The organism is Salinibacter sp. 10B (assembly GCF_002954405.1).
Taxonomy (GTDB): domain Bacteria; phylum Bacteroidota; class Rhodothermia; order Rhodothermales; family Salinibacteraceae; genus Salinibacter.
Map to the genome: position 1 here is coordinate 145,446 of NZ_MQWC01000004.1, position 14,918 is coordinate 160,363.

At 58.7% G+C, this 14,918-nt stretch carries 20 protein-coding genes; all 20 read left to right on the plus strand.

Translation table 11 applies throughout. From position 1 onward, the window contains the following. Nucleotides 1–13: 13 nt before the first annotated feature. The 20 genes from ftsH (at nucleotide 14) to rplE (ending at nucleotide 14,877) form a co-directional block, all read left to right on the plus strand. Nucleotides 14–2,116, plus strand: coding sequence for an ATP-dependent zinc metalloprotease FtsH (ftsH, locus tag BSZ35_RS00880; protein WP_105010682.1), 2,103 nt, complete (start codon nucleotides 14–16; stop codon nucleotides 2,114–2,116). Between the two features lie 328 nt (nucleotides 2,117–2,444). Further along, entirely contained in the window at nucleotides 2,445–2,819 is a 375-nt protein-coding gene (gene rpsL / locus BSZ35_RS00885) for a 30S ribosomal protein S12 (protein WP_105010683.1), read from the plus strand. A gap of 145 nt (nucleotides 2,820–2,964) precedes the next feature. After that, nucleotides 2,965–3,435, plus strand: a complete 471-nt coding sequence (gene rpsG, locus BSZ35_RS00890) for a 30S ribosomal protein S7 (protein WP_105010684.1) — start codon at nucleotides 2,965–2,967, stop codon at nucleotides 3,433–3,435. An 86-nt stretch (nucleotides 3,436–3,521) separates the two neighbouring features. Continuing rightward, entirely contained in the window at nucleotides 3,522–5,726 is a 2,205-nt protein-coding gene (locus tag BSZ35_RS00895; protein ID WP_105010685.1) for an elongation factor G, read from the plus strand. 74 nt (nucleotides 5,727–5,800) lie between these two features. Then, nucleotides 5,801–6,991 carry an elongation factor Tu gene (tuf, locus tag BSZ35_RS00900; protein ID WP_105010686.1) on the plus strand — a complete coding sequence of 397 codons (1,191 nt, stop codon included), beginning with the start codon at nucleotides 5,801–5,803 and terminating at the stop codon, nucleotides 6,989–6,991. Nucleotides 6,992–7,074: 83 nt separating this feature from the next. Then, nucleotides 7,075–7,386 carry a 30S ribosomal protein S10 gene (gene rpsJ, locus BSZ35_RS00905; protein ID WP_105010687.1) on the plus strand — a complete coding sequence of 104 codons (312 nt, stop codon included), beginning with the start codon at nucleotides 7,075–7,077 and terminating at the stop codon, nucleotides 7,384–7,386. Nucleotides 7,387–7,388: 2 nt separating this feature from the next. Continuing rightward, nucleotides 7,389–7,871 (plus strand): hypothetical protein, encoded by a 483-nt coding sequence (locus BSZ35_RS00910; RefSeq protein WP_105010688.1) that lies wholly within the window; start codon nucleotides 7,389–7,391, stop codon nucleotides 7,869–7,871. Between the two features lie 38 nt (nucleotides 7,872–7,909). Further along, a complete protein-coding gene (gene rplC, locus BSZ35_RS00915; RefSeq protein ID WP_105010689.1) occupies nucleotides 7,910–8,554 on the plus strand; it encodes a 50S ribosomal protein L3 in 645 nt (214 codons plus the stop codon). Nucleotides 8,555–8,637: 83 nt separating this feature from the next. After that, the gene (gene rplD / locus BSZ35_RS00920) at nucleotides 8,638–9,282 is read left to right on the plus strand and encodes a 50S ribosomal protein L4 (protein WP_105010690.1); all 645 of its coding nucleotides are present in this window, start codon (nucleotides 8,638–8,640) and stop codon (nucleotides 9,280–9,282) included. 45 nt (nucleotides 9,283–9,327) lie between these two features. Then, entirely contained in the window at nucleotides 9,328–9,627 is a 300-nt protein-coding gene (rplW, locus tag BSZ35_RS00925; RefSeq protein ID WP_105010691.1) for a 50S ribosomal protein L23, read from the plus strand. Between the two features lie 78 nt (nucleotides 9,628–9,705). Then, complete coding sequence (gene rplB / locus BSZ35_RS00930; RefSeq protein WP_105010692.1) at nucleotides 9,706–10,557, plus strand: 50S ribosomal protein L2; 852 nt, start codon at nucleotides 9,706–9,708, stop codon at nucleotides 10,555–10,557. 63 nt (nucleotides 10,558–10,620) lie between these two features. After that, the gene (gene rpsS, locus BSZ35_RS00935) at nucleotides 10,621–10,917 is read left to right on the plus strand and encodes a 30S ribosomal protein S19 (RefSeq protein ID WP_105010693.1); all 297 of its coding nucleotides are present in this window, start codon (nucleotides 10,621–10,623) and stop codon (nucleotides 10,915–10,917) included. 51 nt (nucleotides 10,918–10,968) lie between these two features. Then, complete coding sequence (gene rplV, locus BSZ35_RS00940) at nucleotides 10,969–11,331, plus strand: 50S ribosomal protein L22 (RefSeq protein WP_105010694.1); 363 nt, start codon at nucleotides 10,969–10,971, stop codon at nucleotides 11,329–11,331. Nucleotides 11,332–11,396: 65 nt separating this feature from the next. Beyond that, nucleotides 11,397–12,113, plus strand: a complete 717-nt coding sequence (gene rpsC, locus BSZ35_RS00945; protein ID WP_105010695.1) for a 30S ribosomal protein S3 — start codon at nucleotides 11,397–11,399, stop codon at nucleotides 12,111–12,113. Between the two features lie 139 nt (nucleotides 12,114–12,252). Continuing rightward, nucleotides 12,253–12,687, plus strand: coding sequence for a 50S ribosomal protein L16 (rplP, locus tag BSZ35_RS00950; RefSeq protein ID WP_105010696.1), 435 nt, complete (start codon nucleotides 12,253–12,255; stop codon nucleotides 12,685–12,687). A 57-nt stretch (nucleotides 12,688–12,744) separates the two neighbouring features. Beyond that, on the plus strand, nucleotides 12,745–12,951 hold the full coding sequence (gene rpmC, locus BSZ35_RS00955; RefSeq protein ID WP_105010697.1) for a 50S ribosomal protein L29: 207 nt from the start codon (nucleotides 12,745–12,747) through the stop codon (nucleotides 12,949–12,951). 57 nt (nucleotides 12,952–13,008) lie between these two features. After that, nucleotides 13,009–13,296 (plus strand): 30S ribosomal protein S17, encoded by a 288-nt coding sequence (rpsQ, locus tag BSZ35_RS00960; protein WP_105010698.1) that lies wholly within the window; start codon nucleotides 13,009–13,011, stop codon nucleotides 13,294–13,296. A 77-nt stretch (nucleotides 13,297–13,373) separates the two neighbouring features. Then, nucleotides 13,374–13,742: a 50S ribosomal protein L14 gene (rplN, locus tag BSZ35_RS00965; protein WP_105010699.1), complete on the plus strand. Its 369-nt coding sequence runs from the start codon at nucleotides 13,374–13,376 to the stop codon at nucleotides 13,740–13,742. A gap of 45 nt (nucleotides 13,743–13,787) precedes the next feature. Beyond that, nucleotides 13,788–14,159: a 50S ribosomal protein L24 gene (gene rplX, locus BSZ35_RS00970; protein ID WP_105010700.1), complete on the plus strand. Its 372-nt coding sequence runs from the start codon at nucleotides 13,788–13,790 to the stop codon at nucleotides 14,157–14,159. A 139-nt stretch (nucleotides 14,160–14,298) separates the two neighbouring features. Beyond that, the gene (gene rplE, locus BSZ35_RS00975; RefSeq protein ID WP_105010701.1) at nucleotides 14,299–14,877 is read left to right on the plus strand and encodes a 50S ribosomal protein L5; all 579 of its coding nucleotides are present in this window, start codon (nucleotides 14,299–14,301) and stop codon (nucleotides 14,875–14,877) included. Nucleotides 14,878–14,918: the final 41 nt, after the last annotated feature.

Here is a 14,918-nt window from a genome sequence, read left to right on the forward strand (position 1 = left end):
TGAGTAACGCTCAATGTCTGATTCCAATTCCCAACCGCCGGGTCCAGATTCCTCCCCCGGAGAGGAGCGGCACACCCGATCCCTATTTCGATCGCGGTTTGCCCTTTGGATCTATCTGGCGATTTTCCTCGCGCTCATCATCCACCTCATTCTCAATTGGGAAGGGGAATCTCCGCCCCGAGTGGAGTACAGCACCTTCCTCGAATACGTTGAGGCAGGGCACGTGGAGCGAGTGGAGGTGGTCAACGACTCCCGGATTGAGGGCACCTATACGGCGGAGGCAGTGAAATCCGGCCAGGTGCAGGCTCGGAAGGGAGAGGAGGGCCTACTCGGCTCACTGACGGCATCGGATCGGCGGCAGTTCATCACAACGAAGCCCGCCGATCACGAGCTCACGTCGTTCCTTCGGGATCACAACGAGGCTGTGGCCCCGAAGGGCGGGACGTCGGTCCGGTTTACCGCTAGAACCGAAGACGACTGGACTGGAACGATTCTCCTTTGGCTCATCCCGCTAGGCCTGCTGGCTGCCGTGTGGGTGTTTGTACTCCGGCGGATGAACCCGGGGTCACAGATGCTTAACATTGGGAAAAACACAGCGACGTTGTTTGATGCGGCGGACCAGGATCCCGTGACCTTTGACGATGTGGCGGGGTTGGAAGAGGCGAAAGAGGAGGTGGCCGAGGTGGTAGAGTTTCTCCAGACGCCGGAGAAGTTCACCCGGCTTGGAGGGGAGCTTCCCAAGGGCGTACTTCTCGTGGGACCGCCGGGGACGGGGAAAACCCTTATGGCCAAAGCCGTGGCGGGGGAGGCCGGAGTGCCCTTTTTCTCCATTTCGGGCTCCGATTTCGTGGAGATGTACGTGGGGGTTGGGGCGAGTCGGGTGCGGGATCTCTTCAAGAGCGCGAAGGAGAAAGCTCCGTGTATTATTTTCATCGACGAGATCGATGCCGTCGGCCGCTCGCGCGGGCGAAGCAATATGGTGGGGGGAAACGACGAGCGTGAGAATACGCTCAATCAACTCCTGGCGGAGATGGACGGATTCGGTTCCGACGAGGGCATCATCATTATGGCGGCCACGAATCGACCGGACGTGCTCGATTCGGCGCTGCTCCGCCCCGGTCGATTCGATCGACAAATCTTGGTTGAGAAGCCTGATCGGCGGGCACGGAAAAAGATTTTTGAGGTCCACGTCCGCACTCTTCGTCTGGCCGATACCGTGGAGCTCGAAATCCTTGCGGGACAGACGCCCGGTTTTGCCGGGGCCGAGATTGCAAATGTGTGCAACGAGGCGGCACTACTTGCGGCCCGCAAAGATAAAGAGCAGATCGAAATGGAGGACTTTGAGCAATCCATCGATCGGGTGATTGCGGGACTCGAAAAGAAAAACAAGATCATCTCACCGGAGGAGCGGGAGATCATTGCGTATCATGAATCGGGGCATGCCATCGTCGGGTGGTTTTTGGAGCACACGGATCCCGTCGTGAAGGTCTCGATTGTCCCCCGGGGCATGTCGGCTCTCGGTCACGCGCAGTATCTGCCGGAAGAGCGATATCTCTATTCGACCGAGGCGTTGCTGGATCGGATGACGATGGCCCTTGGAGGACGGGTGGCGGAGAGGCTTATCTTCGACCGCGTGACGACGGGAGCCCAGAATGATCTGGAGCGGATTACCAAAATGGCATACGCCATGGTCACCGACTACGGCATGAGCGAGCGCATCGGGAACCTCAGCTTCAACCTGTCCCAGCGGGAGGAGGAGCGCCCGATGTTTAGCAAGCCGTACTCGGACGCGACGGCCGAGGCGATCGACGAGGAGGTACGGAAGATTGTGAGCCGTGCGCGCGATCGGGCGCACCAGATGCTGGAAGAAAAGAGGGGACAACTGGAAGAGATGGCAGACGCCTTGCTCGAACAGGAGGTACTGGGCCCCGAGGAGCTTCTTCGGATTCTGGGCGAACGGCCCCACGGAGAATACGTCGATGTCGATCAGCGCGGGCGGGCACTGAGGGAGGCACCACCGCCTGCAGATGAGAGTCCCGCGGAGCGCGCTGGAAGTTCGTCTGAATCCGATGCATCCGGGGCCTCTACCGAAACCCAGGCGAACGGCCTCCCGTAGAGAGGCCCGCAAAGATGAAGACGGGTCGGCGCTCAGGCACAATGGCCCTTGCTCGGCGAGCTTCGCTCGCCTTTTTCTTTGCAGGAGCACGACTTTCTCTTTCGGTTTACCGATATAAACCGATATACTAATGAGAACAGACGAGAAAGGCCCCTGAGCGAAGCTGAGATGGGGTAAATTCTTTTCACTCCTTCTTCGCCGGGTGTGCGGAATCCTGTAGGGGTGTAAAGACTACCATATGTCCTGTGTGCGCAGCGAGGGGCGATCGCTGAGTGAAGATGCACGGGCACACTGCTCACTGGTTAAGTGATAACGACGATATTCTGACGTGCCGACGATACAGCAACTGATTCGGAAGGGGCGAAAAACGGAAGAGAAGAAGAGTGATGCCCCTGCGCTAGAAGGGAGTCCTCAGCGGCGAGGGGTTTGCACGCGTGTGTACACAACCACGCCGAAGAAGCCGAACTCTGCGCTCCGAAAGGTTGCCCGTGTGCGCCTCACGAATGGCAATGAAGTGACGGCGTATATTCCCGGAGAGGGGCATAATCTTCAGGAGCACTCGATCGTGCTTGTGCGCGGAGGGCGTGTGAAGGACCTTCCGGGCGTCAAGTATCATATCGTTCGAGGGGCACTGGATACGGCGGGGGTGGAGGATCGCCGACAGGGCCGTTCGAAGTATGGCACGAAGAAGCCCACCGACTAGCATTGGCGATGAGCGCTGTGATGGGGCCGGAGTTGGCCGTTCGCCACAGCGCTTTTCGTGTCTGGGGTTAGGGTATTGCCCAGCCCCCCGCCCAGGCGGGCGGTTCCTGTCCCATTGAGTTTTCGACGAACGACCGAACCTCACTATGGCACGCGACAAGGCAGCCAAAAAGCGCACGACTCAGCCCGATCCCATGTACCGGGACGATCTCGTCTCCCGGTTCGTGAACGCCGTGATGCGGGATGGGAAAAAGAGCTTGGCCCAACGCATTGTCTACGATGCCTTTGACGTCATCGAGGAGCGAACGGGAGAGCAAGGGCTTGAGGTCTTTAAGAAGGCCGTGAACAACGTGGCTCCGCTCGTAGAGGTTCGGAGCCGCCGCGTGGGGGGAGCGACCTATCAGGTGCCGATTGAGGTGCGCCCAGACCGCCGGGTTACACTGGCCTTCCGCTGGATTATCCAGTACGCACGAGCTCGGAAAGAAAAGAGCATGTCGAACCGGCTGGCGAGTGAGCTGATCAATGCGGCCCGGGGAGAGGGTGGGGCCGTGAAGAAGAAGGACGACACACACCGGATGGCGGAGTCGAATAAGGCGTTCGCCCACTTTAGTTTCTAGAGCGCTCCCGAGAGGACTCGATGCGGTTGTTCAGGCATATTTTGCTTGGGCACGGGCGCCCTTGAGCACGCAACCAACACACTACCATGGCTACTGAGAATAACGAAGGATTTCCGCTCGAACGGACGCGTAATATCGGCATCATGGCCCATATTGATGCCGGGAAGACCACTGCGACCGAGCGTATCCTCTTTTACACCGGTCGGCTTCACCGCATGGGGGAGGTCCATGAGGGAGCCGCAACCATGGACTTCATGGAGCAGGAGAAGGAGCGGGGCATTACGATTTCCTCCGCCGCTACAACCTGCTACTGGGACGACCACCGGGTGAACATTATCGACACCCCGGGGCACGTTGACTTTACGGTTGAGGTGGAGCGGTCGCTTCGCGTTCTGGACGGGGCCATTGCCTTGTTCTGTGCCGTTGGTGGTGTGGAGCCACAGTCCGAAACGGTGTGGCGGCAGGCCGACAAGTATAACGTTCCGCGGATCGGGTTCGTCAATAAGATGGACCGGACCGGGGCCGACTTCGAGAACGTCCTCGAGATGATGGAGGACCGCCTCAACGCCAATCCGATTCCGCTGCAGATTCCGATTGGCAGCGGCGATATGTTCCGCGGGGTCATTGACCTCATTCGGAACCAAGCCGTCGTTTGGGACGAGGAGTCCCAGGGGATGAAGTGGGACGTTCTTGAGGTCCCCGACGACCTGAAGCCGGAAGCGAAGCAGTGGCGCATCAAGCTCCTTGAAAGCGTCGCGGAGTACGACGACGAGCTTCTCATGAAGTATCTTGAGGGTGAAGAGGAGATCCAGCCCGAAGAACTGGAGGCCGTCATCCGAACGGCGACCCTCAACCGCGACATCACGCCGATGTTCTGCGGCTCGGCGCTTAAAAACAAGGGCATCCAGCGCCTGCTTGACGGCGTCATTAAGTTTCTCCCGAGCCCGAACGACGTGCCGCCGGTCACCGGCCACGATCCTGAGGAGAAGCGGAAGGTAGAGTCCGCTGCGAAAAAGGCTGCGAAAGAGGCGGCTGAAGAGGCGGACGACGATGAGGAGGTTGAGAAGCCCGAGGTAAACGAAGAGGATTACGAGGTCGTCCGGCATCCGCGCGAGGATGAGCCGTTTAGTGCCGTTGCTTTCAAGATTACCACCGACCCATACGTCGGAAAGCTTACGTTCATCCGCGTGTACAGCGGCACACTGGAGTCCGGGTCGAAGGTGTATAGCCCGACCCGCGACGAGACTGAGCGTGTTGGACGCCTTATGTTCATGCACGCCAACAGCCGTGAGGACGTGGACGTAATTCGCGCCGGCGACATTGCTGCCGTCGTGGGGCCGAAGAACCTCAAGACCGGCGATACGATCTGCGATCCTGAGCACCCGGTCGTGCTCGAGTCTATGGAGTTCCCGGAGCCGGTAATCCGGATTGCCGTGGAGCCGAAGTCGAAGGCCGACCGCGATAAGTTGATGAACGGCCTGGTGAAACTGGCCGAAGAGGACCCGACGTTCAATGTCTCGACCGATGAGGAGACGGGGCAGACGATTATTGCCGGGATGGGGGAGCTCCACCTGGAAATCATTGTTGATCGTCTCCGACGAGAGTTCAAGGTGGAGGCCAATGTTGGACAGCCGCAGGTTGCTTATCGCGAGGCCATTACACGCACTGTGGACGAGCACTACGTTCTCAAGAAGCAGTCCGGCGGTCGGGGACAGTTCGCCGAGGTGTACATGGAGGTCGGCCCGAGCGAGGAAGGCAAGGGACTTGAGTTTGAGAATGAAATCAAGGGCGGGGTTATCCCGAAAGAGTTCATTCCGTCGGTTGAGCGTGGAATCGAGAGTGCGATGGAGGACGGCCCGATTGCGGGATACCCGATCGAGGGCGTCAAGATTCGGCTCTACGATGGGGATCACCACGAGGTGGACTCCGACCAGAATGCCTTTGAGATTGCAGGCCGCCTCGGGTTCCGCGAAGCCGCTCGGAACGCCGATCCAGTGCTCATGGAGCCGGTCATGGATGTTGAAGTGATTACGCCAGAAGAGTACATGGGCGATATCATCGGGGATCTTAACAGCCGCCGTGGCCGCATTGGGAAGATGGGGCAGCGCAACGACGCGCAGGTCATTAACGCTGAGGTCCCACTTTCCGAGATGTTCGGCTACTCGACCGATCTCCGGTCGATCTCGCAGGGGCGAGCCATCTACACGATGCAGTTCGAGACCTACGAGCCTGTCCCCGATGACATCGCAAAAGAGATCCTCGACGAAGACACGGTCGGAGCCGCAGCGTAGACCCTGTCCTCATGGGGGAGGATATCCAGTCTGCCAATTTTCGAAATTCCAGCCACTGACTAACGCATAGCACCATGGCGAAAGAAGCCTTTGACCGAGGGAAGCCGCACGTAAATGTCGGAACGATCGGGCACGTTGACCACGGGAAGACGACGCTCACGGCCGCGATCACGAAGGTATTGGCCGAGCGTGTGGGAGGGGCGGCGGCCAAGACGTTCGAGTCGATTGACAACGCGCCGGAGGAGCGAGAGCGCGGGATTACGATTGCGACGTCCCACGTGGAGTACGAGACGGAGAACCGGCACTATGCGCACGTCGACTGTCCGGGGCACGCGGACTACGTGAAGAACATGGTGACGGGGGCGGCGCAGATGGACGGGGCGATTTTGGTGGTTGCGGCCACCGACGGCCCGATGCCGCAGACTCGAGAGCACATTTTGCTTGCGCGGCAGGTGGGGGTTCCGTACCTGGTGGTGTTCATGAACAAGACCGACCTGGTCGACGACGCGGAGCTGCTGGAGCTTGTGGAGATGGAGGTTCGGGAGCTTTTGACCGAGTATGAGTTTCCGGGAGACGAGGTGCCGATGGTGCGGGGGTCGGCCCTTAAGGCCCTCGAGAGCGAGGAGGAGCACGAGGACAAGATCATGGAGCTCATGGAGGCGGTCGACGAGTACATTCCGACGCCGGAGCGGGACGTGGAGAAGCCGTTCTTGATGCCGGTGGAGGACATCTTTTCGATCACGGGTCGGGGGACGGTTGTGACCGGTCGGATTGAGCGGGGGAAGGTGCAGCTGCAAGACGAGGTAGACATTGTCGGGATGCAGGAGGAGAAGATGGAGTCGGTGGTGACCGGCATTGAGATGTTCAACAAGACTCTGGAGGAGGGGGAGGCGGGAGACAACGCCGGCATTCTGCTCCGGGGGATTGAGAAGGAGGAGGTCAGCCGGGGAATGGTGTTGGCGGAGCCGGGGACGGTGACGCCGCACAAGGAGTTTGAGTGTGAGGTATACGTGCTTTCGAAGGAGGAGGGCGGTCGCCACACGCCGTTTTTCGACGGATACCAGCCGCAGTTTTACTTCCGGACGACCGATGTGACCGGATCGATTGAGCTGGAGGAGGGGGTAGAGATGGTGATGCCGGGGGACAACGCGACGTTCAAGGCGAAGTTGATACAGCCGGTGGCGTTGGAGGAGGGCCTTCGGTTTGCGATTCGGGAGGGAGGACAGACCGTGGGTGCGGGAGTGGTGAGCAAGATTCTGGACTAGACGCGAGACGAGTTGCGAAGGGCGAGTGCCGAATGAATCGATTCGGCATTCGAAGCTCGAAATTCGGAAATTGATACTGAGACATGGCCACGCAGCAGAAGATTCGAATTAAGCTGAAATCGTACGACCACTCCCTGATCGATAAGAGTGCGGAGAAAATTATCCGCACGGTAAAGTCGACGGGAGCGGTAGTGAGTGGACCTGTTCCTCTCCCGACCGAGAAAAAGGTGTACACAGTGCTGCGCGGCCCCCACGTGGATAAAAAGAGCCGCGAGCAGTTTGAGCGCCGCCACCACAAGCGTTTGATCGACATTCTCTCGTCGAGCAGTGACACGGTGGATGCGCTGATGCAGCTTGAGTTGCCGAGCGGAGTGGATGTTGAGATCAAGGTTTAATCATGCTTCGCCGGCGCTTTCCTCCGGCCCTGGTACTTTTGCTGGTTGTTGGGCTCGCCACACAGGTGAGCGGGTGCGATTCCGGCGCGTCGAAGCGAGCGTTCCAGTACAGCAGCCTGGTCGGAACGTGGCGGATCCAGCGGGTGGACGTGACAGGTATTTTGCGCGACACGGTCCGGCTTGAATTTCTGCCGGAAGGAGACAGCGGGCGGGCGTATCGCTTGCTTCGGCCCGTGCGAGAGGATCCGGTTGTGGGGAGAGGACGGGTGGACATACCGACTGTCGGCGTTTTGCGCATGACGGACGGCTTTGCTCGCCCACTTTTGTGGACGTTTAATTTTGATCGACCGAACGGTTCGAGGACGAGTGTTCGCTTCGTTCTGCAGGAACGATGGAACGGAGACGCTCAAGCCTTCTTGAACAGAATCGGTCTGCCCGGCAACGCTCGCGGGATTGAGATGGATCTCATTCGTGAGCGAGACTAGCCGTTTTGAACTGACAATTTTTGCAAGACCTCATCGCCATGAGTAGCGGACTGATCGGAAAAAAGGTGGGAATGACGAGCGTCTTTGATGACGACGGCAACAACGTTGCCTGCACAGTCATCGAGGCCGGCCCGAACGTCGTGACCCAGGTGAAGCAAGAAGAGGGTCCGGACGGCTATGACGCCGTGCAACTCGCCTTCGACAACAAGAAGGAGAAGAACACGACGAAGGCCATGCAAGGGCACTTTGCTGAGGCCGACTCGCCCCCAAAGCAGGTCGTGAAGGAGTTTCGCGACTTCGGCGAGGACGTACAGCAGGGCGACGTTGTGCGAGTGGAGGACCTTTTTGAGGAGGGTGAGACCGTGGATGTCGTGGGAGTATCGAAGGGGAAAGGATTCCAGGGCGTTGTGAAGCGCCACGGATTTAGTGGGGTAGGCATGACGACACACGGCCAGTCCGACCGTCAGCGCCACCCGGGCTCCATTGGGGCCTCCGCTGATCCCTCCCGCGTGTTTAAAGGACTACGGATGGCCGGGCAAACCGGAGGGGAGCGAACCAAGATTCAAAATCTGACGGTGGTTCGAATCCTTCCGGACCACGACGCCATCCTCATTAAGGGCTCCGTTCCGGGTCCCAAAAGCGGATACGTCGAACTCTACAAGAAGACCGACGCTGGCGCATAGACGTTACGAACCGCATGGGGCGTGACCGGTACGTTCCGGTCGCCGCTTCCCGAGCGACTGTGAATCTCTGACCCGATAGGATTATGGATGTCGACATTTATCAAAACGATGGCGTGAGCTCCGGCCGCACGGCGACCCTTGTGCCAACGGTGTTTGACGTGGAGCCGAACAATCACGTCATCTGGTTGGACGTGAAGCGGATCCAAGCCCATGAGCGACAGGGCACGAGCAAGACCCAGGAGCGTTCTGAGGTGACCGGCTCAACCCGAAAGCTTTACCGGCAGAAGGGGACCGGAAATGCTCGCGTTGGTGACGCCAAGTCCCCGATTCGCCGCGATGGAGGTAGGGCTCACGGCGCTCGTCCGCGTAGCTACGACCACAACCTGAATCTGAAGGAGAAGCGCCTTGCTCGACGCTCGGCCCTCTCCTATAAGGCCGAAAGCGATTCGGTGCGGGTGGTCGAAGACTACTCTATGGACCGTCCGAGCACTCGAGAGCTGACCGATCTCCTCGATCTCATGGAGATTGGAGACGAAAAAGTTCTGTTCGCCACAACGGAGGTAGAAAAAGAAATCTACCATAGCGCACAGAACTTGTCGAAGGTGAACGTTCGGGAAGTGCAGAGCGTCAACACCGTTGATATTCTCGATGCGGACGTGGTGGTTTTTCAGGAAGGAGCGCTCGACTGGATGACCCAGGTCCTCGCTCCCGATCCCGTTCACGCGTAACTTCGTGTCCGGAGGGAACTCGAATTCTTAGATTGTTGCTGAGCTATGAGTAAACGCGTTCTCATTCGTCCCTACGTGACTGAGAAGACAACTTATCAGATGGAGGAGGGGAAGTACTCCTTTATCTGTGGGCTTGATGCCTCGAAGCCCGAAATCCGACAGGCCATTGAGGAGCGATATCCGGGGGTCGACGTCGCTAAGGTTCGCACTCAGGTCGTTCCGGGCAAGCGCCGTCGACAGTTCCGACAGGGGAACATGATCGAGGGACGAACCTCGGGCTTTAAGAAGGCCATCGTAGAGCTTGACCCCGATGGTGAACAGATCGACTTCTTTGAGGGAATTTAGACGCAGACTGGACTGCTCGCAACCCCTTTTCATCCTTGACGGTGGGCACTGCGCACTGTCAGAAATCCGTTTTCTGCTATGGCGATTAAGAAGCGAAAGCCGACGATCAACAGTCAGCGCCAGTACTCGGTTGACGACAAGGAAGATGTGACGTCGACCGAGCCGGAGCGAAGCCTCCTGGAGGCAATGTCCAATAGTGGAGGCCGCAACAACCAGGGGCGCATGACGATGCGCTACCGGGGCGGTGGTCATAAGCGTCGTTACCGCAAGATTGACTTCAAGCGGAACGACAAGGATGGCATTCCTGCTCGGGTGGCGACAATCGAGTACGACCCCAACCGGTCGGCTCGGATCTCTCTCCTCGTCTACGCCGACGGTGAGAAGCGTTACATCGTTGCTCCCGATGGGATTGAAGTGGGGCAAACGGTGATGAGTGGACCTCAGGCAACCGCAGATACCGGTAACTGCCTTCCGCTTACGAATATCCCGCTCGGAACGCGCGTGCACTGCATCGAGATGCGACCGGGCAAGGGGGCACAGTTGGCCCGTGCGGCGGGGACGCATGCCCAGCTTACAGCTCGCGAAGGAGACTATGCGACGCTTGAGCTGCCGAGTGGAGAGACCCGCCTGGTACCGTCGAAATGCCGAGCCACGGTAGGCGTTACGAGCAACGTGGAGCACTTCAACATAGAAATTGGAAAGGCGGGGCGAAGCCGCTGGCTCGGGCGTCGACCTCGAACCCGAGGAGTTGCCATGAACCCGATCGACCACCCAATGGGCGGTGGAGAGGGACGTGCATCGGGGGGGCACCCGCGTTCCCGGAAGGGAGTCCCGGCGAAAGGGTACAAGACTCGGACGCGTAATAAGGACTCGAATAAGTACATTATTCGCCGTCGCACCGAGTCGAAGAGCCGGAAGAAATCAAAGTAACCGGAGCGGGGGCTTGGGCTCTGTAAGAGCATCATTCTTCAGGATTCAACTGACTGACTTGCCATGCCGCGTTCTTTACGTAAGGGACCGTACGTCTACTACAAGCTTCAAGAAAAGGTTGAAGCGCTGAACGAGTCCGACGAGAAGAAGGTCGTGAAGACGTGGTCGCGGCCTTCGATCATCACGCCGGACTTTGTGGGGCATACGTTTGCCGTGCACAACGGTCGCCAGTTCGTTCCGGTGTACGTATCGGAAAACATGGTGGGCCACAAGCTTGGAGAGTTTGCCCCGACCCGAACGTTTAAGGAGCACTCGAAGGCGAAGGTGGACAAGCGCGCCCGACAGAAGCCGGGGCAGTAAGCACCGGGCGACGCCGTCTGTGACCTTCTCCTCCAAATTTGACGACGAGACATGCAAGCACGAGCTGTACGCAAACACATTCGGAGCTCACCGCTGAAGATGCGGCGCGTCATCAATCTGGTGCGCGACCGCAATGTACCGGAAGCGGTAGCTATTCTCGATTACATGCCGCAGAAGGTCACGGACGTGGTGGAGACGACGATCCGCTCGGCCGTGTATAACCTGATGGATCAGTACGACGAGCGGTTTGACGAAGGATCACTTCAGCTGAAGGAGATCCGGGCCGACGAAGGGCCGACGTTTCAGCGTTGGAACCCGCGGGCCCGAGGACGAGCGGCCCCGATCCGAAAACGCACGACACACCTTACGGTGGTAGTCGAGGTCACAGAAGAGGAGCCGGCTGAGGTCGCGTAGCGCTCAGTGGCAGCGGGCTTCTCTGATACACGACACACTTTGAATTAAGACGACGAGGTACAGCCTTGGGTCAGAAAACAAACCCCATCGGAATGCGTCTCGGAGTGATTCGTGGTTGGGATTCCAACTGGTACTCCGAAGACGACTTTCAGGACAAGCTCGTTGAGGATGAAGAGATCCGGCGCTATCTCCATACCCGTCTCAAACGGGCAGGGCTCAGCCGGGTCGTCATTGAGCGAACGCCGAAGCGCGTGATTCTCACCCTTCACACGAGCCGCCCCGGGGTAGTGATCGGGCGTGGTGGTTCGGAGGTTGAGAAGCTCCGCGAAGAGCTGAAAACCCTCACGGGCAAAGACATTCAAATTAACATTAGCGAGATCAAACGTCCGGAACTGGACGCGACCCTCGTGGCCAAGAACATTGCTCAGCAGCTGGAGGGGCGTATTTCCTTCCGCCGGGCGATGAAGCAGGCCATGCAGGCCGCCATGCGAATGGGGGCTGAAGGGGTACGCATTCGGGCCTCGGGTCGTCTCGGCGGAGCCGAGATGGGCCGGCGCGAAGAGTACCTTGAAGGACGCGTGCCGCTGCACACGATCCGGGCCGACATTGACTTTGCCCAGGAAACCGCCCGTACCATCTACGGGACGATTGGGGTCAAGGTCTGGATCCATCGTGGTGAGATCCTGGGACAGCCTGATCTCAGCCCGAACGTGCAGGCCCAGCAGCGGAAGCAGATGAAGGAGACGCCGCAGGAGCGACGTCAGCGCCGAGAGGGCAGCTAGGCCTTCCGCTCGCGTCTTGTTTCGCGGCCCGGGTTTTTGGCCCCGAATATGGGCGCGACCATTGGCGCGTGGACGGGATCGCTTCCCCGGGCACGAGTCTCACACTAGAACTGACGAGTATCGAACCTGAACACCATCTATGCTTGAGCCGAGACGCACGAAACACCGGAAGGTCCAGCGCAACCAGGGACTCACACGTGGCGAATATGCTACGAAAGGGACCCGGCTCAACTTCGGCGACTTTGGCCTGAAAGCCCTAGAGAAGGGCCAGGTCACTAGTCGCCAGTTGGAGGCCGCCCGCGTGGCGATTAACCGCCACCTTCAGCGGGCCGGGAAGGTCTGGATTCGCGTCTTTCCCGACAAGCCAGTGACAAAGACACCGGCAGAGACCCGAATGGGAAAGGGGAAGGGCGAACCGGAGCACTACGTGGCTCCTCTGCAAAAAGGGCACGTCCTGTTTGAGGTTGGGGGCGGCGTCTCGGAAGAGGTTGCGCGGGAAGCCCTCCGTCTCGGAAAACACAAGCTCCCGTTGAAAACGAAGTTCGTGGTGCGGCCAGGCTATCACGCCGAGTAGTCGTGCCCGAGGTGACCGTAAGGCCAACCCTGTTGAATTGACTCTTGCTGCCCGACGATGGAAGCCGATCAGATCCGAGACCTGAGCATTGAGGAAATTAAGACGCGCATTGATGAGGAAGAGGAGCAGCTGGAGGAGCTCCAGTTTCAGCACGCGATTCGCGGGCGGCTGGAGAATCCAATTCTCCTCCGGACCAAGCGACGCCTCATCGCACGCTTGAAGACCATTCTGAACGAGAAGCAGCGAGCGGGTGAGGAGGCGTAATGCCCCCTCCCCGGACATTCCTTCTGAGATTTACTGACGAGCGAACCAGTTACTACAATGGAGCACACGGACGAAGACACAGACTCTACGGTCGAACGCAATGATCGGAAGGAGCGAATCGGGGTGGTCCAGAGCGCAAAAATGGACAAGACCATCACCGTCTCGGTCCGACGCCAGATGAAGCACCCCATGTACGGGAAGTATCTGGAACGATCGTCGAAGCACATGACCCACGACGAGGAAAACGAGGCGAACGAGGGGGATACCGTTCGGATCATGGAGACCCGACCGATCAGCAAGAACAAGCGCTGGCGTCTCGTTGAGATTATTGAGCGCGCCAAGTAGTGTGCTCCGGAGTCCCCGGTTTTGGCGCGGCCTTGCGCCCGTTCTATCATTCTGGAATTTGAACATCGGAGACCGTCATGATTCAGCAAGAAACCCGACTTTCGGTTGCAGACAACAGCGGCGCCAAAGAAGTGCAGTGCATACGCGTGCTTGGAAGCAGCGGTCGCCGCTACGCCGGCATAGGGGATCAGATTGTGGTCTCCGTGAAGTCGGCCATTCCGAGTGGGAACCTCAATAAGGGCGATGTCAGTCGTGCGGTGGTCGTGCGGACGAAGAAGGAGACCCGTCGCGACGATGGTACCTACATCCGGTTCGACGAGAACGCGGCTGTGCTGATTAATGCCCAGGAAGAACCGGTGGGTACTCGCGTTTTCGGCCCGGTGGCGCGAGAAGTGCGCCAGAAGCAGTTTACCCGGATTGTGTCCCTCGCACCTGAGGTTCTGTAGTCCCGATCCCGTCGAATTGCCTGTTGAACGAAGACCCCGAGAGTCATGAGACAGAAGAAGCTTCACGTGAAGAAGGGCGACATGGTGATGCTCAACAAGACCATCACGTCCGCCCGGTCGGCGGGAGAAGACCGGGAGGCCGGCTATGTAGGAAAGGTCCTGAAGGTCTTTCCGGAAGAAGAGCGCGTGATTGTGGAGGGCGTCAACATGCGCATTCACCACGAGCAGCCCAGCATGCAGAACCGGGAGGGAGGGCGCGAGAAGCGAGAGGCTCCTATTCACGTTTCGAACGTGAATCCGGTCGACAGCAATGGGGAGCCGACTCGGGTCGGACGGAAGAAGGTTGAGGATCCGGAAACGGGCCGTTCGCAGTGGGTTCGATACGCAAAGACGACCGGCGAGGAACTAGACGAGTGATTGCGGCATCGCCTTGAATCGTTTGTGCAGGGGGAACCCACCCCCATGTCCTACGATTTCCTTCGTCTGCGGAACTTTTGGGCGGCCACATTGCGGCCCTGATTGCACGTTTTTGATTACGACTGATCCCGTTTGATTTATGGCCGAAGACGCTCCACGACTCCGGCAAACGTATGAGGACGAAGTTCGGCCCAAACTTGTTGAACAGTTTGGGTACGAGAACTCCATGGAGGTTCCACGCCTGAAGAAGATTACGGTCAACAAAGGCGTTGGCGAGGCCTCAGAGAATGAAAAGGCGCTGGACACAGCGGTAGAGGAGCTCCGAAAAATTACCGGACAGCATCCTACCGTGAACCGGGCGAAAAAGAGTATTGCGAGCTTCAATATCCGAGAGGGGATGCCCGTGGGGGCAACCGTTACACTGCGGGAAGCTCGCATGTACGAGTTCTTTGATCGCCTTATTACCCTTGCGCTGCCCAACATTCGGGACTTTGAAGGCGTTCCGGATCGCAGCTTCGATGGCCACGGAAACTATACGCTGGGGATCCAAGAGCAAATTATCTTCCCGGAGATTGACGTAGACAACGTGGATCGGATTAGCGGCATGGACGTGACGTTCGTCACCAGTGCCGAGACGGATGAAGAGGCCTATGCGCTGCTGAAGGGGTTGGGAATGCCCTTTGTGCGCCGAGGCGACGAGGAGGCGGCGACGGCGTAGCTGCTTCCGGGGGAGCGAGTTGCACTTGACACCTGACAGAT